Origin of the sequence: Lentzea flaviverrucosa, assembly GCF_003350445.1 — a bacterium.
Taxonomy (GTDB): Bacteria; Actinomycetota; Actinomycetes; order Mycobacteriales; family Pseudonocardiaceae; genus Lentzea; species Lentzea californiensis.
Genome location: NZ_QQAU01000015.1, coordinates 220,980 through 243,699, shown reverse-complemented (window position 1 = coordinate 243,699; position 22,720 = coordinate 220,980). Strand labels below are relative to the sequence as shown.

The 22,720-nt window shown below is 68.9% G+C and carries 25 protein-coding genes; 12 read left to right on the top strand and 13 right to left on the bottom strand.

Annotated elements, in window-relative coordinates; all coding sequences use genetic code 11:
- Nucleotides 1-180 precede the first annotated feature (180 nt).
- A complete protein-coding gene (locus DFR72_RS36515) occupies nucleotides 181-1,653 on the top strand; it encodes a leucyl aminopeptidase (RefSeq protein WP_090070981.1) in 1,473 nt (490 codons plus the stop codon).
- A 79-nt stretch (nucleotides 1,654-1,732) separates the two neighbouring features.
- On the opposite strand, the gene DFR72_RS36510 is transcribed toward DFR72_RS36515, so the two are convergent.
- Nucleotides 1,733-2,329 carry a nucleotidyltransferase family protein gene (locus DFR72_RS36510; RefSeq protein ID WP_090070979.1) on the bottom strand — a complete coding sequence of 199 codons (597 nt, stop codon included), beginning with the start codon at nucleotides 2,327-2,329 and terminating at the stop codon, nucleotides 1,733-1,735.
- Nucleotides 2,330-2,465: 136 nt separating this feature from the next.
- Between DFR72_RS36510 and DFR72_RS36505 the strand changes: the two genes are divergently transcribed.
- Nucleotides 2,466-2,930 (top strand): OsmC family protein, encoded by a 465-nt coding sequence (locus tag DFR72_RS36505; RefSeq protein WP_090070977.1) that lies wholly within the window; start codon nucleotides 2,466-2,468, stop codon nucleotides 2,928-2,930.
- Here DFR72_RS36505 and DFR72_RS36500 read toward each other — a convergent pair.
- Nucleotides 2,927-3,253, bottom strand: coding sequence for an oxidoreductase (locus DFR72_RS36500; protein ID WP_030474592.1), 327 nt, complete (start codon nucleotides 3,251-3,253; stop codon nucleotides 2,927-2,929). The genes DFR72_RS36505 and DFR72_RS36500 overlap by 4 nt on opposite strands.
- A 179-nt stretch (nucleotides 3,254-3,432) precedes the next feature.
- Between DFR72_RS36500 and lpdA the strand changes: the two genes are divergently transcribed.
- The 6 genes from lpdA (at nucleotide 3,433) to DFR72_RS36470 (ending at nucleotide 9,479) form a co-directional block, all read left to right on the top strand.
- Entirely contained in the window at nucleotides 3,433-4,821 is a 1,389-nt protein-coding gene (lpdA, locus tag DFR72_RS36495; RefSeq protein WP_245983782.1) for a dihydrolipoyl dehydrogenase, read from the top strand.
- Nucleotides 4,822-4,872: 51 nt separating this feature from the next.
- Nucleotides 4,873-6,624: a 2-oxoglutarate dehydrogenase, E2 component, dihydrolipoamide succinyltransferase gene (gene sucB / locus DFR72_RS36490; RefSeq protein ID WP_090070975.1), complete on the top strand. Its 1,752-nt coding sequence runs from the start codon at nucleotides 4,873-4,875 to the stop codon at nucleotides 6,622-6,624.
- Nucleotides 6,625-6,780: 156 nt separating this feature from the next.
- Nucleotides 6,781-7,671: a TIGR01777 family oxidoreductase gene (locus tag DFR72_RS36485; protein ID WP_090070973.1), complete on the top strand. Its 891-nt coding sequence runs from the start codon at nucleotides 6,781-6,783 to the stop codon at nucleotides 7,669-7,671.
- Complete coding sequence (locus tag DFR72_RS36480; RefSeq protein WP_090070971.1) at nucleotides 7,668-8,246, top strand: phosphatase PAP2 family protein; 579 nt, start codon at nucleotides 7,668-7,670, stop codon at nucleotides 8,244-8,246. Before DFR72_RS36485 ends, DFR72_RS36480 begins: the two co-directional genes overlap by 4 nt.
- Nucleotides 8,203-8,931 (top strand): lipoyl(octanoyl) transferase LipB, encoded by a 729-nt coding sequence (lipB, locus tag DFR72_RS36475; protein WP_090070969.1) that lies wholly within the window; start codon nucleotides 8,203-8,205, stop codon nucleotides 8,929-8,931. The genes DFR72_RS36480 and lipB overlap by 44 nt, the downstream gene beginning before the upstream one ends.
- 53 nt (nucleotides 8,932-8,984) lie before the next feature.
- Nucleotides 8,985-9,479 carry a hypothetical protein gene (locus DFR72_RS36470; RefSeq protein WP_143086928.1) on the top strand — a complete coding sequence of 165 codons (495 nt, stop codon included), beginning with the start codon at nucleotides 8,985-8,987 and terminating at the stop codon, nucleotides 9,477-9,479.
- A 20-nt stretch (nucleotides 9,480-9,499) separates the two neighbouring features.
- Here the strand turns inward: DFR72_RS36470 and DFR72_RS36465 are convergent, their stop codons facing one another.
- The 3 genes from DFR72_RS36465 to DFR72_RS36455 are packed head-to-tail and all read right to left on the bottom strand — an operon-like array spanning nucleotide 9,500 to nucleotide 11,740.
- On the bottom strand, nucleotides 9,500-10,432 hold the full coding sequence (locus tag DFR72_RS36465; RefSeq protein WP_090070965.1) for an LLM class F420-dependent oxidoreductase: 933 nt from the start codon (nucleotides 10,430-10,432) through the stop codon (nucleotides 9,500-9,502).
- A gap of 10 nt (nucleotides 10,433-10,442) precedes the next feature.
- On the bottom strand, nucleotides 10,443-11,441 hold the full coding sequence (locus DFR72_RS36460) for a CaiB/BaiF CoA transferase family protein (RefSeq protein ID WP_090071071.1): 999 nt from the start codon (nucleotides 11,439-11,441) through the stop codon (nucleotides 10,443-10,445).
- Nucleotides 11,438-11,740, bottom strand: a complete 303-nt coding sequence (locus tag DFR72_RS36455) for an antibiotic biosynthesis monooxygenase family protein (protein ID WP_090070963.1) — start codon at nucleotides 11,738-11,740, stop codon at nucleotides 11,438-11,440. The genes DFR72_RS36460 and DFR72_RS36455 overlap by 4 nt, the downstream gene beginning before the upstream one ends.
- 92 nt (nucleotides 11,741-11,832) lie before the next feature.
- On the opposite strand from DFR72_RS36455, the gene DFR72_RS36450 reads away from it, so the two are divergent.
- The gene (locus DFR72_RS36450; RefSeq protein WP_090070961.1) at nucleotides 11,833-12,609 is read left to right on the top strand and encodes a cyclase family protein; all 777 of its coding nucleotides are present in this window, start codon (nucleotides 11,833-11,835) and stop codon (nucleotides 12,607-12,609) included.
- 155 nt (nucleotides 12,610-12,764) lie between these two features.
- On the opposite strand, the gene DFR72_RS36445 is transcribed toward DFR72_RS36450, so the two are convergent.
- From DFR72_RS36445 to DFR72_RS36410, 8 genes are all read right to left on the bottom strand, one after another.
- Nucleotides 12,765-13,682 carry an acyltransferase domain-containing protein gene (locus tag DFR72_RS36445; RefSeq protein WP_170176570.1) on the bottom strand — a complete coding sequence of 306 codons (918 nt, stop codon included), beginning with the start codon at nucleotides 13,680-13,682 and terminating at the stop codon, nucleotides 12,765-12,767.
- Nucleotides 13,683-13,746: 64 nt separating this feature from the next.
- Nucleotides 13,747-14,961, bottom strand: coding sequence for a ketosynthase chain-length factor (locus DFR72_RS36440; RefSeq protein WP_030474580.1), 1,215 nt, complete (start codon nucleotides 14,959-14,961; stop codon nucleotides 13,747-13,749).
- Nucleotides 14,958-16,226 carry a beta-ketoacyl-[acyl-carrier-protein] synthase family protein gene (locus DFR72_RS36435; RefSeq protein WP_030474579.1) on the bottom strand — a complete coding sequence of 423 codons (1,269 nt, stop codon included), beginning with the start codon at nucleotides 16,224-16,226 and terminating at the stop codon, nucleotides 14,958-14,960. Before DFR72_RS36435 ends, DFR72_RS36440 begins: the two co-directional genes overlap by 4 nt.
- Nucleotides 16,223-16,951 carry a beta/alpha barrel domain-containing protein gene (locus DFR72_RS36430; RefSeq protein ID WP_090070957.1) on the bottom strand — a complete coding sequence of 243 codons (729 nt, stop codon included), beginning with the start codon at nucleotides 16,949-16,951 and terminating at the stop codon, nucleotides 16,223-16,225. The genes DFR72_RS36435 and DFR72_RS36430 overlap by 4 nt, the downstream gene beginning before the upstream one ends.
- A 25-nt stretch (nucleotides 16,952-16,976) precedes the next feature.
- Nucleotides 16,977-17,162: a hypothetical protein gene (locus DFR72_RS36425; RefSeq protein WP_090070955.1), complete on the bottom strand. Its 186-nt coding sequence runs from the start codon at nucleotides 17,160-17,162 to the stop codon at nucleotides 16,977-16,979.
- Nucleotides 17,163-17,171: 9 nt separating this feature from the next.
- Nucleotides 17,172-18,107 (bottom strand): aromatase/cyclase, encoded by a 936-nt coding sequence (locus DFR72_RS36420; protein WP_030474576.1) that lies wholly within the window; start codon nucleotides 18,105-18,107, stop codon nucleotides 17,172-17,174.
- Nucleotides 18,108-18,135: 28 nt separating this feature from the next.
- Nucleotides 18,136-18,387, bottom strand: a complete 252-nt coding sequence (locus DFR72_RS36415; protein ID WP_090070953.1) for an acyl carrier protein — start codon at nucleotides 18,385-18,387, stop codon at nucleotides 18,136-18,138.
- A 159-nt stretch (nucleotides 18,388-18,546) separates the two neighbouring features.
- Nucleotides 18,547-19,356 (bottom strand): AfsR/SARP family transcriptional regulator, encoded by an 810-nt coding sequence (locus DFR72_RS36410; RefSeq protein WP_090071069.1) that lies wholly within the window; start codon nucleotides 19,354-19,356, stop codon nucleotides 18,547-18,549.
- Between the two features lie 237 nt (nucleotides 19,357-19,593).
- Here DFR72_RS36410 and DFR72_RS45965 point away from each other — a divergent pair, with 237 nt between their 5' ends.
- The 3 genes from DFR72_RS45965 to DFR72_RS36395 are packed head-to-tail and all read left to right on the top strand — an operon-like array spanning nucleotide 19,594 to nucleotide 22,678.
- Nucleotides 19,594-19,752, top strand: a complete 159-nt coding sequence (locus tag DFR72_RS45965) for a hypothetical protein (protein WP_170176569.1) — start codon at nucleotides 19,594-19,596, stop codon at nucleotides 19,750-19,752.
- Nucleotides 19,749-22,007: a TOMM precursor leader peptide-binding protein gene (locus DFR72_RS36400; protein WP_090070949.1), complete on the top strand. Its 2,259-nt coding sequence runs from the start codon at nucleotides 19,749-19,751 to the stop codon at nucleotides 22,005-22,007. The genes DFR72_RS45965 and DFR72_RS36400 overlap by 4 nt, the downstream gene beginning before the upstream one ends.
- A 26-nt stretch (nucleotides 22,008-22,033) precedes the next feature.
- Nucleotides 22,034-22,678 (top strand): hypothetical protein, encoded by a 645-nt coding sequence (locus DFR72_RS36395; RefSeq protein ID WP_143086927.1) that lies wholly within the window; start codon nucleotides 22,034-22,036, stop codon nucleotides 22,676-22,678.
- The last annotated feature ends 42 nt before the right edge of the window (nucleotides 22,679-22,720 follow it).

The following is a 22,720-nucleotide window of genomic DNA, read 5'->3' as shown; positions in this document are numbered from 1 at the left end:
CGGCATCCGGCCGTAACCACCCGGTCGACTGACGCGTGAAACGGGCGAATCGCCACTGTGCGCAACTGTCAACGTCACGGATTGCGGCGATCGTGGCGGGGCTGGGCATTGGTGGGACAGTCCGACCTTTAGCATGAGTCACGATTCCGAGCCCCGCCCGCAACAACCCTGGAGCAGCACGTGACAGCCCCGAAGCTGGCCCTCACCGAGGGTGACCTGAGCACCACCGCCGCGGACGCAGTCGTCGTGGGCACCCTGCAGGGTGCGGACGGTCTGGAGCTCGCACCCGGTGCCGAAGCTGTCGCCGCCGCGTTCGACGGCGCGCTGCTCGACGTGCTCGGCACCCTGCGCGCGTCCGGCAAGGCCGACGAACTGGTGAAGGTGCCGACCTTCGGCAAGATCACCGCCCCGCTCGTGCTGGCCGTCGGCCTCGGCAAGACCGCCGGCGAGGAGCAGGTGCGCCGCGCGTCCGGTGTCGCCGCCCGCGCGCTGGGCGGCAAGAAGCGCGCGATCAACACGCTCGCCGCCCTGCACGTCGGTGCCGCCGCCGAGGGCACGCTGCTCGGCGCCTACTCGTTCACCGAGTACAAGTCCGACAAGGGCGAGGGCCCGGTCGTGAAGGTCGACCTGCACGCCGCCGGTTCCAAGGAGAACAAGGCCGCACTGAAGGCCGCCGTCGCGATCGCCGAGTCCGTCGCCATCGCGCGTGACTTCATCAACACGCCGCCGAACGACCTCTACCCCGCCTCGTTCGCCGCCCGCGCGGAGAAGCTCGCCACCGCGGCCGGCCTCGACGTCGAGGTCCTCGACGAGAAGGCGCTGAAGAAGCAGGGCTTCGGCGGCATCCTGGGCGTCGGCGTCGGTTCGACGCGCCAGCCGCGCCTCGTGCGCATCTCGTACAAGGGCACGAAGGCCGTCAAGAAGGTCGCCCTGGTCGGCAAGGGCATCACGTTCGACACCGGCGGCATCTCGATCAAGCCGGCCGCGGGCATGGACGAGATGACCTCGGACATGTCGGGTGCCGCCGCGATCGTCGCCACGATGGTGCTCGCCGCGAAGCTCAAGTACCCGCTGGAGATCATCGCGTCGATCCCGATGGCGGAGAACATGCCGTCCGGTGACGCGTACCGCCCCGGCGACGTGCTGACCATGTACGGCGGCAAGACCGTCGAGGTGCTCAACACCGACGCCGAGGGCCGCCTGATCCTGTCCGACGCCATCGTGCGCGCGTGCGAGGACAACCCGGACTACCTGATCGAGACCGCCACGCTGACGGGCGCGCAGGTCGTGGCACTGGGCAAGCGCACCTCGGGCGTCATGGGCTCGGACGAGTTCCGCGACCGCGTGGCCGCCATCGGCACCGCCGTCGGCGAGTCGGCGTGGGCCATGCCGCTGCCCGAGGAGCTGCGCGCGGACCTCGACTCGCGCCTGGCGGACCTCGCGAACGTCACCGGGCACCGCTGGGGCGGCATGCTCGCGGCCGGCCTGTTCCTGCGCGAGTTCGTGGCCGAGGGCGTGCAGTGGGCGCACATCGACATCGCCGGCCCGGCGTTCCACACGGGCGGCCCGTACGGCTACACCTCGAAGGGCGGCACCGGTGTTCCGGTGCGGACCATCGCGGCCGTGCTGGCGGACATCGCGGCCAACGGCTGAGTCCTGCTTTCGACGGCTGAGTCCTGCTCTCGGCGGAACGGGCGGAGATCCTTCAAGGGGTCTCCGCCCGTTCGGCGTTTCAGGGCCACGGGAGCACGGTCAGGGTCGGCCATTGGGCTCGCCACCTGGACGTTTTGGTCTCGTAGACGTGGCGGGGAGCCAGCACGGGGTTGGGTCGCACGACGAGGTTGAACACGTCCGCGAGACCATGCGGCGCGTAGACCCGCCACCGCCCATCGGGTTCTGACCGGATGCCGACGCAACACGTGGTGGCGGCGAACGAGTCGATGGCCGCCTCAGTCGAGTCGTGGGGCGGACAGGGCACCCCGAACTTCTCCTCGTACCAGAGGTGGACGCGCGCCTCGTTGCGGATCTCGACGGTCGCGGGCACTCCGGCGAACCGCTCCCGGCCGGCCTGGATGACCGCGTCCTCGGCCTCCCAGGACAGGTCGGACGCGTCGAAGTAGAACAGGTCGTAGTCGAGGACGCCCTCGGCCGCGGGCCGGCCGGTCACGACGTTCCACACCGTCTGGAACACGCATCCCGCCGTCAGGTACCAGCCCGGCAGGCGCAGTCCGGCCGCTCCGGCGAGGACGTCGGTCAGCACCTCGTTGCGCCCGAGGACGGCCCGCAACGCCTCGACCTGTTCGTCGACGGGCAACCGGCCGGGTCTCATCGCAGTCCCAAGTAGACGACCATGGTGCACAAAGGAGCGTTCATCCGAATTCCTTGTTCCACGAAGGGAATGATCCCCAAATCCAAGTCCTATGTGGACTGTTGCCGACAGCCCGGAGAGAGAGGAGGATTTCCACATGGGGACGCATCACTACGAGGCCGACGTCGTGTGGACTGGCAACACCGGGAGCGGCACTTCCGGGTACAACTCCTACGAGCGCGCGCACGAGGTCCGGATCGAGGGCAAGGAGACGATCCTCGGCTCGTCCGACCCGTCGTTCCGGGGCGACCGCAGCCGCTACAACCCCGAAGAACTGCTGGTCGCGTCGCTCTCGCAGTGCCACATGCTCTGGTACCTGCACCTGGCGTCGACCAACGGCGTCGTCGTGACCGGCTACCGCGACCACGCGACCGGCACGATGGCCGAGCACCCGGACGGGTCCGGGCGGTTCACCGAGGTGCTGCTCAACCCCGTCGTGACCGTCGCGGACCCCGCCACCAAGGAAACGGCGCAGGCGTTGCACGAGAAAGCGCACTCGCTGTGCTTCATCGCGGCGAGCGTCAATTTTCCCGTGCGGCACGAACCGACCGTGGAGTTCTAGAGATCGCCCGAGGCTTTCTTGCGCGCGGTGTAGTCGCGCATGCGCTTCGGGTAACCCACGATGCCCGCGTCGTAGATCGGCATGCCGAGTTTGCGTGCGAACGACCTCGCGGCGTCCGGTGACGCGACCCGGCGGCGGGTCCACTCCCCGTCGTGAGCGACCAGGACCACAGTGGTCTCGGTCACCGTGGTCTTCGGCTCCACATAGGCCTCGACACCGTGCCGGCTCTTCGTCCACTGTTCGAGATGGCTCGTGTCCTGGCCTGAGGCGGTGCGTAGCACACCTGGGCGTGGCTTCCTGCGGAAACGATCGAACAGCCCCATCGAGCACCTCCTGTGCTTCCCTCCACCATGGTGCCAGGTAAGGGTGTTATGAGTAGGTGAATGATCAGCATCGGGCATGGTGTCGGATGCCGGATCACCACGGTCCGGCAACTAGTGACAAGATGGCCGCGTACCTCGCGCGCACCCGCGCGTAGTAAGTAATCCCGAGGAGATCCGAAGTGACTTCGCCGGAACTGGAGTCGGCCACCAACGCCGATCTCGTCATCCTCGGCGGTGGTTCAGGTGGCTACGCCTGCGCGTTCCGCGCGGCAGAGCTCGGCCTGTCCGTCGTCCTGGTCGAGAAGGACAAGCTGGGCGGCACCTGCCTGCACCGCGGCTGCATCCCGACCAAGGCGCTGCTGCACGCGGCCGAGGTCGCGGACAACGCTCGCGAGGGCGACCAGTTCGGCGTGAAGAGCTCGCTCGAGGGCATCGACATCGCCGGTGTCAACTCGTACAAGGACGGCGTCGTCTCGCGGCTCTACAAGGGTCTGCAGGGTCTCGCGAAGGCCAACAAGGTCACCTTCGTCGAGGGCGCGGGCACGTTCGTCGGCCCGAACACCGTCGAGGTGAACGGTCAGCGCTACGTCGGCAAGAACGTGGTCCTCGCGACCGGTTCGTACGCCCGCAGCCTCCCCGGCCTGGAGATCGGCGGCCGGGTCATCACCAGCGACCAGGCGCTCAACCTGGACTTCATCCCGGAGAAGGTCGTCGTCCTCGGCGGCGGCGTCATCGGCGTGGAGTTCGCGAGCGTGTGGCGTTCGTTCGGCGCCGAGGTGACCATCGTCGAGGCCCTGCCCCGCCTGGTCCCGGCCGAGGACGAGTACGCCTCCAAGCAGCTGGAGCGCGCGTTCCGCAAGCGCGGTATCAAGTTCAAGACCGGCGTGAAGTTCACCGGCGCCACCCAGTCCGACTCGGGTGTGTCGGTCACTCTGGAGAACGGCGACGTCCTCGACGCCGACCTGCTGCTCGTCGCGGTCGGCCGCGGCCCGAACAGCGCGGGTCACGGCTACGAGGAGGCCGGCGTCAAGATCGACCGCGGCTTCGTCGTCACCGACGAGCGCCTGCGCACGAACCTGGAGAACGTGTACGCCGTCGGCGACATCGTTCCGGGCCTGCAGCTCGCGCACCGCGGGTTCCAGCAGGGCATCTTCGTGGCCGAGGAGATCGCCGGCCAGAACCCGAAGGTGATCGACGAGGCGGGCATCCCGCGCGTCACCTACTGCAAGCCCGAGGTCGCCTCCGTCGGTCTCTCCGAGGCCGCCGCCAAGGAGAAGTACGGCTCCGCCGAGGTTTTCGTCTACGACCTCGCGGGTAACGGCAAGAGCCAGATCCTCAAGACCGCCGGTGGCGTGAAGCTCGTCAAGGCTCCCGACGGCCCGGTCGTCGGCATCACCATGGTCGGCGAGCGCGTCGGCGAACTCATCGGTGAAGCACAGCTGATCTACAGCTGGGAGGCTTACCCGGAAGACGTGGCTCCGTTGATCCACGCCCACCCGACCCAGACTGAAGCCCTCGGCGAGGCGTTCCTCGCCCTGGCCGGCAAGCCGCTGCACGTGCACGGCTGACCGTTCCCCACACAAAGTCAGCCACACGAGAGCACGAGGAGTCAGCGAACAATGGCCTTCTCCGTCCAGATGCCCGCACTCGGTGAGAGCGTCACCGAGGGCACGGTCACCCGGTGGTTGAAGCAAGAAGGCGACCGGGTCGAGGTGGACGAGCCGTTGCTCGAGGTGTCCACCGACAAGGTCGACACCGAGATCCCGTCCCCGGCGGCCGGCGTCCTGCAGAAGATCGTCGCGCAGGAGGACGACACCGTCGAGGTCGGCGGTGAGCTCGCGGTCATCGGTGACGGTGACGGCGGTTCCTCCGGCTCGGCACCGGCTCCTGCCCAGGAGTCCGCGCCCGAACCCCAGGAGGAGCCCCAGCAGACGCAGCCGTCCACGGAGCTGCCCGCCGAGGAAGAGCAGGAAGCTCCGGCACCCGCGCAGTCCGGTGGGTCGGCCGAGGGCACCGACGTCACGATGCCCGCGCTCGGCGAGTCCGTCACCGAGGGCACCGTCACCCGCTGGCTCAAGCAGGTCGGCGACAGCGTCGAGGTCGACGAGCCGCTGCTCGAGGTGTCCACCGACAAGGTCGACACCGAGATCCCGTCGCCGGTCGCGGGCACGCTGCTCGAGATCAGCGCCGGTGAGGACGAGACCGTCGAGGTCGGCGGCAAGCTCGCCGTCATCGGTTCGGGCAGCGCGGCCTCGGCCGCCGCTCCCGCGCAGGAGTCCAAGCCCGAGCCGAAGCAGGAGTCCGCTCCGGCCCCGGCTCCGAAGCAGGAGTCCGCACCTGCTCCGCAGCAGGCCGCCCCCGCGCAGCAGGCGGCTCCGGCCGCTCCGGCTCCGCAGGCCGCGCAGTCCACTTCGGACGACGCGAACGGCGCGCCGTACGTCACCCCGCTCGTGCGCAAGCTCGCGTCGGAGAACGGCATCGACCTGGGCTCGCTCAAGGGCACCGGCGTCGGTGGCCGCATCCGCAAGCAGGACGTGCTGGCCGCCGTCGAGGCCAAGAAGGCCCCGGCTCCCGCGCCCGCCGCCGCTGCTCCGGCCGCCGCTCCCGCCTCGCGCACCTCGGCTCCGGCCGCGGTCGACAACTCGGGCAAGCGCGGCACCGTGCAGAAGCTCCCGCGCCTGCGTCAGATCGTCGCGCAGCGCACGCGTGAGTCGCTGCAGGGCTCGGCCCAGCTCACCCAGGTGTTCGAGGTCGACGTGACCAAGATCGCCCGGCTGCGCAACCAGGCCAAGAAGGCGTTCGAGGCTCGCGAGGGCGCGAAGCTCACGTTCCTGCCGTTCTTCGCCAAGGCCGCCATCGAGGCCCTCAAGGCCCACCCGGTGCTCAACGCGTCGATCGACGAGGAGCGCAAGGAAGTCACCTACCACGGTGCCGAGCACCTCGGTCTGGCGATCGACACGGAGCGCGGCCTGCTCAACGCCGTGATCCACAACGCCGGTGACCTGAACCTGTCGGGCATCGCCCACAAGATCGGTGACCTGGCGGCGCGCGCCCGCTCGAACAAGCTCACGCCCGACGAGCTCGCCGGCGGCACGTTCTCGCTGACCAACCTCGGCAGCAACGGCGCGCTCTTCGACACCCCGATCATCCAGCAGCCGCAGGTCGGCATCCTGGGCGTCGGCGTCGTGAAGAAGCGCGCGGTCGTCCTGACCGACGAGGACGGCAACGACACCATCGCGATCCGCTCGATGATGTACCTCGCGCTCACCTACGACCACCGCCTGGTCGACGGTGCCGACGCGGGCCGCTTCCTCACGACGGTCAAGAACCGTCTCGAGGAGGGCGCGTTCGAGGCCGATCTCGGTCTCTGAACGCCTGAGCAGGACTGATGTCCGATATGTCGGACATCAGCAGAACGTGTGACCTGAAGGCCACCCCGGTTTGCCGGGGTGGCCTTCGGCACATCCTGGGTCGGATGTACCGGGAGTGGCTGTGCACGCGGTGCGTGAGTGGGGAACGATCTACCTATGCGAGTCGTCATCGCGGGATCGTCGGGCTTGATCGGAACGAGCCTGGTGGCGTCCATGCGCGCCGCCGGCCACGAGGTGCTGCGGCTGGTGCGCCGCAAAGCCGCCGCGCCCGACGAACGCGGCTGGGACCCCTACGCCGGACGCATCGACGACGGAACCTTCGAGGGCGTCGACGCCGTCATCAACCTGTGTGGTGCGGGCATCGCCGACAAGCGGTGGGACGACGCGCGCAAGCAGGTGCTGCACGACAGCCGGGTCGTGCCGGCCGAGGTGCTGTCGGCGGCCTGCGTCGAGCACGGGGTGCCGGCGCTGGTCAGCTCGTCGGGCGCCCACTTCTACGGCGACACCGCGTCGCGCCTCGTGGACGAGGACGCGCCGGGCGGCCACACCTTCATGTCGCGGCTGACCCAGGACTGGGAGGCGGCGACGTCCGCGGCGCGGGAAGGCGGCGTGCGCGTCGTGCTCATGCGCACCGCTGTCGTCATCTCTCCGTCGGGCGGTGTGTTCGGCCGGTTGAAGCCGGTGTTCCAGTTCTTCCTGGGCGGCAAGCTCGGCAGTGGTGAGCAGTTCTTCCCGTGGGTGTCGCTGGACGACGTCGTGTCCGCCTACCGGTTCGTCGTCGAGCACGAGGAGGTCAGCGGGCCGGTGAACGTCGCGGGCCCGGCTCCGGTGACGAACGCCGAGTTCACCAAGGCCGTCGCGACGGCGCTGAGCCGGCCGGCACCCTGGACGGTGCCGGCGTTCGCGCTCAAGACGTTGCTCGGCGGTGAGATGGCGCAGGAACTGCTGCTCAGCGGTCCGGGCCTGACGCCGAAGGTGCTGGAGCGAAACGGGTTCCACTTCCTGCACCCCACGCTGCCGGCGGCCCTGAACGCGGCGGTCGCATGACGCGAGCGGTGGCGGCGGTCCTGGTCATCTCGTGGGTCCTGCTGGGGCTTCCCGAGATGACGAGCCTCGACGTGTGGGTGCACGACGGGCTGCCGCGGCCCGAGTGGCTGCGGGCGACGGCGTTCGTGGTGAGCCTCGTGCTGGGGCCGACGATCGGGTGGGCGTTCGCGGCGGTGCTGTTCGTGCTGGCCTGGCGGCGGCGCGACCCGCGGTTGTGGAAGGCCCTGGCGTTGCACGCGCTGTGCTGCGCGACCTTGCTGACGCGGTTCCTGTTCGACCGCGTCCGGCCCGTCGAGTACCACCTGCCGAGCTATCCGAGCGGGCACACGGTGGCGGTCGCGTCGGTCGGTTTCACGATGGTCGTGCTGCTGAAGCGCGGTGTGCTGTGGGCGGTGCTCGCGGTGCTGGTGGCGGGGTTCGCGAGGATCGTCCTGGAGATGCACTGGGTCACCGACGTCGTCGGCGCCGTGCTGGGTGTGACGGGCGTCGGACTCTTGGCGGCCATGCTCCTGGGGTTGGTAACGTCGGGTCGTGAACTCGTGCCGGACCTCGTCAGACCCCGTCGTCATCCGTGAGCTGGGGCTCATCGACTACATGGCGGCGTGGGACCTCCAGAAGGAGATCGCGGAGGCGCGCGCGGGCGGCACCAGCCCGGACACCCTCCTGCTGCTCGAGCACCCGCCCGTCTACACCTGCGGCCGGCGCACCCTCGACGAGGAGCGCCCGCGCGGTGGCGACACCCCGGTCATCGACGTCGACCGCGGCGGCAAGATCACCTGGCACGGTCCGGGCCAGCTGGTCGGCTACCCGATCGTCAAGCTCGCCGATCCGATCGACGTCGTGGAGTACGTGCGGCGCGTCGAGCAGGGCCTGATCGACGTGTGCGACCGGCTCGGCGTGCACACCGGCCGGATCGAGGGCCGCAGCGGCGTGTGGCTGCCCGCCGACGACCGGGGCCCGGAACGCAAGGTCGCCGCCATCGGCATCCGCGTGCAGCGCGGCGTGACCATGCACGGCTTCGAGATCAACTGCAACGCGAGCCTCGACGCGTTCGGCGACATCATCCCCTGCGGGATCAAGGACGCGGGCGTCGCTTCCCTCTCGCACGAACTGGGCCGCGACGTCACCGTCGCCGAGGTCCTGCCGCTCGCCCGTGACGCTGTGCTCGCGGCGCTCGACGGAACGCTCCCCCTGACGGACCGCACTTTGGCCCGCACTGGCCCCGTTGCTCCGGGTATCACCTTCGCTAGCATTCCGTAGCCCCGCGGCGGGACCAGCGGCGTCTCCCGGGGGAATTCGGAGGAGGGTGCGTCGTGAGGTTGTCCCGACGCCAGTTGTTCACGGCGGCCGGCGTAACGGCGCTGGCAGGCGTGACCAGTTCGACCGGGTCGGTGGCGGCGGCCGCTCCCGTGCGGACGTGGAGCGGTGAGATCCAGGTCAGCGACTGGGAGCAGCACTACCTCGGACTGGACGGCGGAGCGCACCAGAAGGCACTGAGCGCGCTGGGCATCGCCCATCGCGACGGAGTTCGTGCCGACGAGCAGTACCTGCTGGTGCCGGTCGAGTCCGTCCGGCGGGCCGCGCTGGAGTTCGGCGACCACGCGGCCGCCGACGTGCTGCGGGCCCGCTTCGACCTCGACTCGCCGTCGATGCTCGGACGCGGGTTGAAGCTGGTGCTGGGGCAGGACGGGCTGGAGAAGCGCTACTTCGACGAGCCCGGCCTGCAGCTGCGCTACATCGGATACCGGCGGCGGTTCGCGAACCACGTCCTGCCGATGCCGTCAGCGGTGCGCAAAGCGCTCGCCTGACATCCGAGACTTCAGTTCGGTCAGGCCAACTGCGGTGCCACGTCCGACGCGATCTCGGTGATGTGGTCGAGGTCGGCCAGGTCCAGGGTCTGCAGGTAGACGCGCTGGACGCCGGTCGCCTCGCGCCACGCGCCGATGCGGTCGGCGACCTCCGCCGGGGAGCCGGCCAGGCCGTTCTCCCTGAGTTCGGCGACCTCACGGCCGATGGCGGCGGCACGGCGGGCGACATCGGCGTCGGTGCGGCCCACGCACGCGACGAGCGCGACCGAGCGGATGAGTTCCTTCGGATCGCGGCCGATCTCCTCGCACGCGGCGTCGACGCGGGCGAACTGCTCAACGGCGGCGTCGATGCCGACGAACGGCAGGTTGAACTCGGTGGCGTAGGACGCGGCCAGAGCAGGCGTCCGCTTGGCACCCATGCCGCCGATCAGCACCGGGACGCGCTCCTGCGCCGGCTTGGGCAGCGCGGGCGAGTCGGTGAGCGTGTAGTGCTTGCCCTCGAACGAGAAGGTGCCGCCGACCGGGGTCTCCCACAGGCCGGTGATGATCGCGACCTGCTCCTCGTAGCGGTCGAAGCGCTCCCCCAGCGACGGGAACGGGATGCCGTACGCGTTGTGCTCGGCCTCGTACCACCCGGCACCGATGCCGAACTCCACGCGGCCGCCCGACATCTGGTCGACCTGGGCGACGCTGATGGCCAGCGGCCCGGGGTGGCGGAACGTCGCGGCGGTCATCAGCGTGCCCAGTCGGATCGTCGACGTGTCGCGGGCCAGCCCGGCGAACGTGATCCACGGGTCGGTCGGGCCGGGCAGTCCGTCGCCCGAGCCCATCTGGAGGTAGTGGTCGGAGCGGAAGAAGGCGCCGTAGCCGGCGTCCTCGGCCGTCCTGGCCACCCGGAGCAGGTCGTCGTAGCTCGCCCCCTGCTGGGGCTCGGTGAAGATGCGCAGTTCCACGAACCCGAATCTAGTCCGAGGAAAAGCGCGGTGCAGGAACGGCCGCCCCTTCGGTGGTGAACACCCCGCGGGCGACCAGGTGCGGATGTGAGGCCGCCTCCTCCAGACTCAGCACCGGGGTCACACAGGCGTCGGACGAGGCGAACACCTCCGACCACTCGTCGCGCGTGCGGGTCAGGAACGCCTCGGCGAACGTCTTGCGCAGCAACGGCCAGGAGTCCCGGTCCATCTGCTCGGGCAGGTCCGCGGCGGTCAGCCCCAGACCGGCCAGCAGCAGGGCGTAGAACTGCGGCTCCAGCGACCCCACCGCGACGGACCGGCCGTCCGCGCACTCGTAGATCGAGTAGAACGGGCACCCGCCGTCGAGCAGGTTCGAGTCCGGCGCGTCCTCCCACACCGACTGCGCCTTCATCGACCAGATCATCTGCGCGAGCGAGGCCACCCCGTCGACGATCGCCGCGTCGACGACCTGGCCGAGGCCGGTGCGCTGCCGTTCCCACAACGCCGCCAGCACGCCCAGCACCAGGTAGAGCGAGCCACCGCCGAAGTCGCCGACCAGGTTCAGCGGCGGTTTGCCGATCGCGTGCAGCACGCCGGTGACCGACAGGTAGTTGATGTCGTGCCCGGCGCGCTGGGCCAGCGGACCGTCCTGGCCCCACCCGGTCATCCGCGCGTAGATCAGGCCGGGGTTGACCGCCAGGCAGTCGGACGGCCCGAGCCCGAGCCGTTCCAGCACGCCGGGGCGGAAGCCCTCGATCACCACGTCGGCCGACGAGACCAGCGCCAGCACCGCGGCCCTGCCGTCCGCGGACTTCAGGTCGGCGGACACCGAACGCCTGCCGCGCAGCAGGAAGTCGCGGGAGGCGTCCGGCACCACGGACAGCCCGCCGGACGGACGTTCGACGCGCACGACCTCCGCGCCGAGGTCCGCCAGCAGCATCGCGCCGTGCGGGCCGGGACCGATGCCGCCGAACTCGACGACCTTCAGCCCGTCGAGCGGACCCATCAGGCTTCTGCGGAGGCTTCGAACGACAGGCGCGGGTTGAAGATCGCGCCCGTGGACTCGGCCAGGCCGCGCATGGCCTTGGCGTGGTTGCCGAAGTCCGGGTGGGCCAGGGCCGCGCGCAGGGCGTCGGCGCTCTCCCACAACGCGATGTTGATGTACGACGCCGGGTCGTCCAGCTGCCGCGAGAGCGTGTACTGGATCAGGCCCGGCTGCTCGCGCAGGAAGGCGGCCGTCTCGTCGAAGGCCTTCTCGAACTCCTCGGGGTCACCGGTGAGCGTGAAGCGGTTCAGGAAGGTGATCATGAGAAAGCTCCTCAAAACGGTGTCAGACTGGGGAAAACTCTGCCCACCGCCTCTTGAGACGTGCTCAAGGAACGCCCGCCAAGCTCTGCTGCATGCGCATCATCGATCTGTCTTCCCACATTGACGCATCCGCGTACGAAGCGGACCCGGTGACGCACGAGGTGCTCACGGCCGCCCAGGGTGCCGAACACATGGCCGAGCAGCTGAGGGCGCGGCTCGGCATCGAGTTCGACGTCTCCGTGCTCCGGGACTCCGAGTTCCTCACCCTGGACCGCATCAGCCTCACCTCCCACACCGGAACGCACGTCGACGCGCCGTCCCACTACGGCTCGAAGACCACGTACGGCAACGGAATCCCCCGCCACATCGACGAGATGCCGCTGGAGTGGTTCCACAACCCCGGCGTGAAGCTCGACGTCCGCGGCCACGGCACCGGCGTCATCGGCGTGGAGGTGCTGGAGAAGGAGTTCGCCCGCATCGGCTACACGCCGAAGCCGATGGACATCGTCATCCTCGACACCGGCGCCGCCGAGCACGCGGGCACCCAGACCTACTTCACCGACTACACCGGACTCGACGGTCCCGCCACGAACTTCCTGCTGGACCTGGGAGTCAAGGTGATCGCCACCGACGCGTTCAGCCTCGACGCGCCGTTCCCGGACATCGTCAAGCGCTACCTGGCGACCAAGGACGAGAGCGTGCTGTGGCCCGCGCACTTCGCCGGCCGCGACCGCGAGTACTGCCAGATCGAGCGCCTGGCGAACCTGGAGGCGTTGCCGGACTTCGGGTTCACCGTCGTCGCGTTCCCGGTCAAGATCAAGGGCGCCGGCGCGGGCTGGACGAGGGCCGTCGCCCTGCTCGACGACTAGGTCTCAAGTGAGAGCTGAATCACCGTACTTACCTTCGTAGGTATGGAAAACAGCGATTGGCCACCGGAGAACGAAGACCACATCGTCCGCGGCATCGACTAGAAGCAGTTAAAGGGCCGCCCTCCAGGAGAGGGCGGCCCTTTTATATCTCCCGGTCACACCAGACGAGCACGGGCGGCGTCGACGGTGTCCGAGGAGTCCAGCAACGGCAACACCTGCGAGGCACCGGACCGCACGGCCTTGGTGCGGCGCGCGAACGACGTCAGGGTCTGGCCGGGTCCGGCCTCCACGAGCAGCACGTCGTACATCGCCACGAGCTCGTTCAGCGCCGGTCCGAAGTAGACGGCGTCGGTCAGCTGCCGGGTCCAGAAGCGCGCGGACAACGCGTCCTCAGGAGTCATCAGCTTGCCCGTGTAACCCGAGTACAGCGGCATCTGCGGCGTACGGGGCGAAGCGCTCCACGACGCCAGTGCCTCGTCCACGGCGGGCTGCATCGCCGGGCTGTGGAACGGCGTCGACGCCGGCACCGTCACGACGATGTACTCGTCGGCCTCCAGCCGCGCCCGCACCCGTGCCAGCGGCTCGTCGGAGCCGGCCAGCATCGTCTGCCGGGCCGAGTTCACCGCCGCGATCGCCACATCGCCTTCCAGGTACGGCAAGAGGTCGGCCTCGGAGGCCGCGACGGCCAGCATGCCGCCGGAAGGGATCGGCACGGCGGACAACACCCGGTCCCGCACCAGGGACACGGCTTCCTCCAGCGTGAACACCCCGGCGAGCGTCGCCGCGACGACCTCCCCCGCGGAGTGCCCGATCAACGCGACGGGCTTGACGCCCCAGGACAGCACGGTGCGCCCCAGCGCGTAGTCGATCGCGAACAGCAACGGCTGCGCCCGCGACACGTGATCGACGTCGGCCCCGGACAGCCAGTCCTCGCAGGCGAGGGAGCCGACCTCGCCGAACAGTTCGAACACCTCGTCGATCACCGAGGTGAACACGGCATCCGTGCCGTACAGGGACGCCGCCATCCGCGGGTACTGCGATCCCTGGCCCGGAAACATCAGTGCTACGTCCACAACACGCCTCCAGAAACGGCTCAAGGCCGTGAAGGGAACACCTTCACGGCCTTGAGGCATGACATCACCTGTACTCGCGGACCACCATGGCGGAGTTGTAGCCGCCCTTGCCGCGACCGAGCACGAGAGCGGCCTTGATCTTGCCGTGCCGCGCCTCGTTCATCACGAGGTCGAGCTCGTACTCCGGCACGAGGTTCTCGACGTTGACGGTCGGCGGGATCGCGCTCCAGTAGATGGAGAGGATCGCCGACGCCACGTCCAGGGAGCCACCACCGGCGAACAGACGCCCGGTCATGGTCTTCGGCGCCGTCACCGGCACGCCGTACGGCCCGAAGATGCCCTTGATCGCCTCGGCCTCGGCCTTGTCGAGCTCGGGGATGCCCGCCGCGTCGGCGAACACCACGTCGATCTCCGAGGCGTCCATGCCGGCGTCGCGCAGCGCCAGCTCGGCCGCCCGCTTCAGACCCGGTTCCCGTGACGGCATCTTCGAGTCGAACGTCGCGGCGTACCCGACGATCTCACCGTAGATGCGCGTACCCGGACGTCCCGCCGCCGACTCCGGCGTCTCGACGACCATGATCGCGCCGCCCTCTCCCGCGACGTACCCGGAGGCGTCGCGGTCGAACGGCAGGTAGGCGCGCTTCGGGTTGTTGTTGCGCGACAGGCAACCCGACGCCTGGTGCGCCACCCAAGCCCACGGGCAGAGCGACGAGTCCATGCCGCCGGTGAGGGCGAGCTGGACACCCTTGCGCAGCTGGCGCCGGGCGTGACCGATGGAGTCGATGCCACCGGCCTGCTCGGACACCACCACCGCGCCGGGACCACGCGTGCCGTGCCGGATGGAGATCTGGCCGGTGTTGACCGCGTAGAACCACGCGAACGACTGGTACGCCGAGACGTACTCCGGACCCTGGTGCCACAGCTTCTGCAGTTCGCGCTGCCCGAACTCGTACCCGCCGGCGGTCGCCGCGGTGATCACCGCGATGTCCGTGTCGGGGATGTCGTTCGGCTGCACACCCGCACCACGCAACGCCCAGTCCGTGCCGACCAGTGTCAGCCGCGTCATGTGGTCCGTCTGCGGCAGCAGGCGACCCTGCAGGTGCCGCCCTGCCTCGAAGCCAGGCACCTCACCGGCGATCTTCGCCCAGTAGTTCGCGCTGTCGAACCGGGTGATCGGCTTGATCGCCGCCTCCCCGTGCAGGGTCGCCCGCCAGTACGCGGTCGGCCCCAAACCGTTCGGCGACGCAATGCCGATTCCCGTCACCACCGCCCGAGTCACCGGCCTGCCCCTTCCACCTTTTTGAGCACCATCGCGCTCTGGAATCCACCGAAGCCACTGCCCACGGTCAGGAGGGTGTCGACCTTCTTCTCACGCGCCACCAGTGGCGTGTAGTCGAGGTCGCACTCGGGGTCCTGCTCGTGGAGGTTCGCCGTCGGCGGGATCAGGTCCTGCTCGAACGCCAGCAGCGAGCCGACGATCTCCAGCGAACCGATCGCGCCCAGCGAGTGCCCGATCATCGACTTGAAGCCGGAGACCGGGGTCTTGTAGGCGTGCGCACCCAACGAACGCTTGAAAGCCGCCGTCTCGTGCAGGTCGTTCTGCTTGGTGCCCGACCCGTGCGCGTTGATGTAACCGACGTCCGTGGCATCCGCACGCGCCTGCTTCAGCGCGATGTTGATGGCGTCGGACATCTCGATGCCCTCGGGGTGCAGGCCCGTCATGTGGTAGGCGTTGCACCGCGAGGCGAAGCCGGCGACCTCACCGTAGATGTGGGCACCGCGAGCGCGGGCGTGCTCCAGCTCCTCGAGCACGATGATCGCGCAACCCTCGCCCAGCACCAGGCCGTCGCGGGTCTTGTCGAACGGCCGGCACGCCGTTGTGGGGTCGTCGTTGCGGGTGCTGGACGCACGGATCACGTCGAAGCACACCACGGTGATCGGGGAGAGCGGGGCCTCGGTGCCGCCGGTGACGACGACGTCCGCGGAGCCCTCCATGATCAGCTCGGCGGCGTAACCCACCGAGTCGAGACCCGAGGTGCAGCCCGTGGAGACCACGGAGACCGGTCCTTCGGCGCCCACCGTCCACGCCAGCTCCGTCGCCATCGAGGACGGCGTGAAGTAGTCGTAGAGGTGCGGGACGGCGTAGGACTGGTCGACCTCCCAGTACTTGCCCCGGTCGGAGCCGACGATGAACTCGCGCTCCAGCGAGGTCGTGCAGCCGACCGCGGTGCCGAGCGAGACACCGATGCGGCCTGGGTCGAGCTGGTCGAACTCGATGCCGGAGTCGGACATCGCCTCACGACCCGCGACGACCGCGAACTGCGCGGCCCGGTCGAGACGGCGGATCTCCTGCGGCGTCAAGCCTTCGCGCACTGGATCGAAATCTGCTTCCCCCGCCATGCGGGAGCGGTACGGAGACGCGTCGAAGTGCGTGATGTTGCGAGTCGCCGTACGCCCTTCGGACAGCAGTTTCCAATACGCCTTCGTTCCGATGCCACCAGGTGCGACCACGCCCACCCCGGTGATGACGGCGCGACGACTCATCGGACACCTCCAATCGCCTTCTGTGCGGACACGGTCTGCTCCAATCTCGGACAGGGCACGGGAGCGATACCTGTCTCTGCCGAATGAACCGATGGTGAATCGGCCCGATCGAGGCCACCTCGAACGACGGCGTAGGACCCCTGTACGAGTCCCGCCCCCGCATCGGCAGCGAACAGCTGTTTCGCGGCCGTTCCTCCGTCGTCGTGACATCCAAATCCAAGGGGTACACCGGTTTCCGCGACCGACTCGACGATCTCGCCGATCTGGTCCGGCCACAGCTTTCCCGCTGTGTCGTGCAGCAACACGGTTTCCGCCCCAGCCTCCGCGGCTGTCAGCACGACCTCCAAAGCGTGTTCGGGGTCGATCAGCCAGCCGTCGAAGAAGTCCCGCGCCTCGACGACCACTCGTCGTTCGGCGCGCACGAGTTGACGCACGGCTTCCCGGACCATCGAGATGCCGTGCCCTTGGACGACTACCGCCACCGCGGGGGTTTCCGCGGCCAGCAGTGCGGTCAGGTCCTCCGCACCGCCCGAGGCGATGAGGGTGGCGACCCGCAACCGGAGTTCGATCGCCGCCCTGCCGAAAAATCCTCTGGGGTAGAACGACCGGGCGGGCCTGCCTCCGTCGACGAACGCGACTCCGAGCGCGTCGAGGCGCCGCGCCGCGACCAGTCTGTCCGAAATGGACAGGCTGGTGCGACGCAGCGAGATGTCGTAAAGCTTCATCTGCGAACCCCTCGCGCTTCGACGTTCAGAAGCCCGACAGCAGCACTCGGGAAGCCTCGATCTCGTAAGCGCAGTGCCCCACTTCCGAGGGACACCCCTTGCGCTGGTGCTCGACCGCGGCTTTCTCCAGGTACATGGAGACCACGTAAAGTCCGTTGCGGCTTGCAGCGCGTGCCGCGGCGGTCAACAAGTCCGCGCCACCCAACCCCATCGCGTCACCTCATCCGTTCTCGGCGAATTCCTTGGCGTGCCGGAGCGTCGTGAGGCTGTTGGTGCCCAGCGCGTGACGGATGAGCTCGCGAGCGCGCTCGATCGTCCCGTCCGCCCCCAGGACGTCGGGGATGACCTCGGGCCGGATGACGACGGTGTGGTGCGACGTCGCCTCGATGCCGGCCTCGATGCCGTCGCCGATGTCCCTGAACGTCCACCGGCCGACGTGCGCCGCCATGATCGGCGGTGTGTGCGTCTGCTTGTAGACGATGCCGTCGTACGGGGTGCAGACCCTCACCGAGTGCGTGGTGTGGATCGACCCGTCCGGGCTGCGCGTGTCCATCTCCATGGACTGCACGCCGGTGACGGCTTCCGTGAGGTCCAGCCGCGCGACGTGCGGCAGGCGTTCCGGCCACAGGTCGGAGCGGTACAGGAACTCGTAGACGTCCTTGCGGCTCGCGTGGATCGTGATGCTGTCCGAGAACGACAGCACCAGCTTGTCGTAGTCGTCGCCGTACTCGGCCGCCCGCTTGAGGGCGGCGAGCTCGGCGTCGCTGTTGTTGTTGACGGCGTTCAGGATGAGGTCGACCGCCTCGGGCTGCGCCGCGGTGAAGTGGTGGAGCAGATCGACCCGGGTCGCCGAATCGGCGATCGGGACGATCCGCCACTCCCCACCCATCGTCTTCACCGGGGCAGCCGAACGCTCCTGCTCGAACTTGATGTGCAGGTTCGCCGGGTCGAGCTCTCGCCGGGACGTCCACGTGCGCACGTCACCGTTGGCGAACGCGTGCAACCGCAACCGCTCCGTCGAGCCGTCCCGTTCGAACACCTCGGCCTGAACCGTGGGTCCGAAGATGTACGGCCAGGTCGTCACGTCCGCGACCAGGTCGTACACCACCTTGGCGGGAGCCCCGATCATGACCGTGTGCGTGGTGGTGTGCGTCATGTCCGTCTCCGTATCCGAGTCGCCGGCGTCAGGCCGCGATCTGTCCGTTGACCTTGTCCAGCAGCTGACGCGGCGTCTCGATGTACGCCAGCTCGTCGTCGGAGATGGCGGCACCGTGCTTGCGCTTGATCAGCGCGACCGTCTCCAGCAGGGCGAGGGAATCGAAGCCCAGCTCGAGGAACGGGAGGTCGAGAATGTCCTGGCCCGGCTTGAACGAGTCGTCGTCGCCCGCGGCCTCGTTGAGGATCTCTTTGAGGCCCTCGATGGTCAGTGCGCTCACGGCTAGCTTCCTTTCCTCCAGCGGGCGGTTTCCGCGCGCCCACGACTGAGGTTGTCACCGCGCACCTGTAAGCCACTGGAGAGATTCTCGAAGAAACCGTTGCCCGACAAGCAAAAACGGCCCGCGCCACAGTGTGGCGCGGGCCGTTGGAGCATTGCTTCAGGCGAGAAGGCGTTGCAACTGACGGGTTTCGGCGCTGTCGAGGCGCGGATCGGACGTCAGGATCGCGTGCTGCAGCGACTGCAGGCGCGACGACGGCTCGACGCCGAGCTCCTCGATCAGGGTGTTGCGCAGGGCCTTGAACGAGTCGAGCGCCTGCCACTGCCGGCCCGCGCGGAACAGCGAGATCATGTACTGCGCGCACAGGTTCTCGTTCATCGGGTTCTGCACGGTCAGCACCGACAGCTCGCTGAGCAACGCCTTGTGCTTGCCCATCCGCAGCTCGGCGTCGATGCGTGCTTCGAGCACACCCAGCCGTGCCTCCTCCAGGCGCACGATCTCGATGCCGAGCGGCATGCCGGGCCGCACGTCCACGACCGCGGCGCCGCGCCACATCTCCAGCGCCTGGCGCAGCAGCCGGGAGGCCGAAGCGTAGTCCTCGACGTCGTAGGCCTGCTGGCCCGCGCGGGAGAGGCGTTCGAACTCGTGCACGTCGACGGCCTCCGGCGGCACGTCGAGCAGGTAGCCGCCGTACCGGGTGACGAGCACTTCCTTGGCCTCGCCCTCACCGGACGTCGCCAGCGCGTCGCCGATGAGCTTGCGCAGCTGCAGGATGTAGGTCTGCAGGGTGGTTCGGGCGCTGCGCGGCGGGCGGTCGCCCCACAGCTCCTCGATCAGCGTGGGAACGGACACCACCTGCCCGGAGTGCAGCGCGAGCAGCGCCAGGATCTGCCGTGGCTTGGCCGCGGTGGGCGTCACCGAGCGACCGTTCACCTTGGCCTCGACGGGCCCCAGGACCTTGATCTGCATCGCGACCCCTCCTTCGGTTCCGAGCACGGGATTAGTCTGCTCGGCCCAACGGCGCGGCGTTAGTGCACAGGCCATCGATGTCAGGTGAGTTCTGCCCGTGCCGGGTATGAAAACTTCATACGAAGGCGCATTAGCCGGTAACTACCGATCCATTAGCGCTGGTCCGCATCATTACCCACAACAAATCACACGCAAACATCGGAGCTGAACATGTACCCCACCGTCACCGTGGAGCACTTGTCTTCCGTCACCACCGCCACAGACGACTCCGACGACATGAAGATCTACCAGTTCGACCGTGAGGCCTCGATGGACTGGCTGTTCCCGTGGGGCTGGTGCACCACGACCGGTTCCGGCCAGGGCTGCGTGGCCTACGACGAGGTCCTCGCGGCATGAGACCCGAACTGGCCGAACCCGGCGAACAAAGAATTGGGTTCAAACGCCATCTCCGCCCGCAGATCGTGCACGGCGAGGCCGTTTACCTGATCGGCGAGTCAGGGGTCACCGCGATCCAGGGCTCGCACGTGGAGGCACTGGCACCGCTGCTCGACGGCACCAGGGACCTCACGGCCCTGCTGCGGGACGTGCCCGCCGGCCTGACCGCGGACAGGGTCGAGCGGATGCTCACCCGGCTCGCCGCGGCCGGCCTGATCGGCAGGCGCGGCACGGAGGACGGTTCGGCCACGACCGAGGCCTCGCTCGCGTACTGGGACGCGGCGGGTCTCGACCCCGCGGACGCGGTGGCGGCGACGACGACGTCGCTGGTCTCCGTCGTCGCGATCGGCGACATCGATCGCGACGCGCTCGCGGAAACTCTGCACCGCAACGGACTCACGGTCGCCTCGGGGAGTGGTGACCTGACGGTCGTGGCGTGTGCGGACTACCTGGAGCCAGAACTCCGTGCCATCGACGAGGCCCACCGCGCGTCCGGCACACCGTGGTTGCTGGTCAAGCCGGTCGGCGCGCAGGTCGCCGTCGGCCCGTTCTTCACCCCCGGCGACGGCCCGTGCTGGCGTTGCCTCGCCACCCGCCTGTCCGCGAACCGGACGGCGGAGGCGCACGTACGGGCGCGGTGCGGGCAGAAGGGCCCGGCCCCTCGCCCCCTCATCGGCCTGCCGTCGCTGCACGCGATGGCGGTGGAGATCGCGTCGGTCGAGGCGGCCAAGTGGCTCGCCGGCCTCCGGCACGAGACACAGCGCTCCATCTGGAGCTACGACAGCCTGAGCATGAAGGTCACCCAGCACGAGGTGCGGCACCGTCCGCAGTGCGGCGGCTGCGGTGACCCGGAAGTTGTCGCGCGCACGGCGTTCGAGCCGGTCGAACTCACGAGTCGCGTGAAGCGCTCCTGCGACGGCGGCGGGCACCGCGCGTCGCCGCCGCAGGAGATGCTCGACAGGTACCGCCACCTCATCGGCCCCGTCACCGGGGTCGTGCGGGAGATCCGCCGGGCGGAGGGTCCCGCGTTCTTCAACTCCTACCGCTCCGGCGCGAACATCGCGGCGGGCGGCGAGGGCCTCGAGGGTCTGCGTTCGGCGTTGCGCGCGGACACCGGCGGCAAGGGCGTGACCGCGCTCGACGCCGAGGTCGGCGCGCTGTGCGAGGCCGTGGAACGCCGCAGTGGCGCGTTCTTCGGCGACGAGGCCCGCGTCAGCGGCAGTTTCACCTCGCTGGCCGAGAGCGCGATCCACCCCGACTCCGTGCAGCAGTACCACCCGCGCCAGTTCGAGACCCGCGACGAGTGGAACTCCGAGCACGCCGACTTCCAGTACGTCACCACGCCGTTCGACGAGCACGAGGTGATGGACTGGACCCCGCTGTGGTCGCTCACCGAGCGACGCCACAAGTTCCTGCCCACCGGCATGGTCTACTTCGGCGCCCCCTGTCCGCCGAGCATCGTGTCGAACTCCAACGGCTGCGCGGCCGGCAGCAGTCTCGAAGACGCGGTCCTGCAAGGGTTGCTGGAACTGGTGGAACGCGACGCCGTCGCGATCTGGTGGTACAACCGCACGCCGGTGCCCGGTGTGGACCTCGACTCGTTCCACGACTCGTGGATCCGCGAACTGCGCCAGGTGCACGCGGGCCTCGGCCGCGAGGTGTGGCTGCTCGACGTCACGTCGGACCTCGGTGTGCCGACGATGGTCGCGATCTCGAGGCGGACCGGCGGCGAGCGGGAGGACATCATGCTCGGCTGCGGCTCGCACCTGGACCCGCGGCTCGCCGCGCGCCGGGCGCTCACCGAGCTCAACCAGTGCATGCCGATGGTGTGCGGGCCGATGGACCTCGGCACGTTCGACGTCGACATGCGGCGCTGGTTCGAGACGACGAAGCTGGCGGAGCAGCCGTGGCTCGCGCCCGACCCGTCCGCGCCACCGCGGGACGCGTTCCACCACGGCTACCTGTTCCGCCAGGACCTGACCGACGACGTCCGCGCGCTCCAGCACGTTCTGGAGCAGCGGGGCATGGAGGTTCTCGTGCTCGACCAGACCAGGCCCGACATCGAACTTCCGGTCGTGCGGGTCGTGGTGCCGGGCCTGCGGCACTTCTGGTCGAGGTTCGCTCAAGGGCGCCTCTACGACGTGCCGGTACAAATGGGGCGACTGACCCGCCCCAGACGTTACGAAGAGCTCAACCCGATCCCGCTGTTCATGTGATGCTCACCTGCCAGAGCGGAGGCGCCGTGGTGCCCACGCAGTCGCACATCCCGGCCGGCCGGCCGCTGTGGTCGTTGCTGGAGGACGCCTTCGTCGACGAAGGCGTCGAGCACCTGACCGTGCACGGCAGATGGGGTGCGATCGAGATCGCGGACACGAGCCCGCTCGTGCGCGAGGCGTTGCACCGCATGAGCCTCGGACCGGTGGCGCTGGAGAACATCTCCGCCCTGCACGAAAACTTCGTGCGGTGGAAGACCGGCTCCGGCCCGTGCCTGATCTGGCGCAAGCTCAAGAACACGCTCGACCAACTGGGTGGTTGTGTCGTGCCCTCGCTCGGTCTGAACGACGGAGCCGGCCCGATCCTCTCGGTCGTCGCCGTCACGCGCGACGCCGTGTTCGCGTTGCCGCACGTCGAGGAGGGCACGGTCGTCAGCATGCGTCCGCGCACCGAGATCGAGCGCCTCAACGGCGACCAGGCACTCGCCTGTCCCGGCCTTTCCTACCAGGTGATCCTGCACGGCGCGCCTGCCACCGAGATAGCGAAGTCGTTGCTGCACACCGAGAGCACGATCGCACAGGTGTCGGAGTCGTTGCAGGTGGAGAAGACGCTGGTCGGAGATGTCATCGCTTATCTCGCGGGGGCGGGACTCGTAGTCGTCCGGGAGTGTTGAGCCGTCGCCATGTTGCTCCGATCGCGGATCGCAAAACGCGAG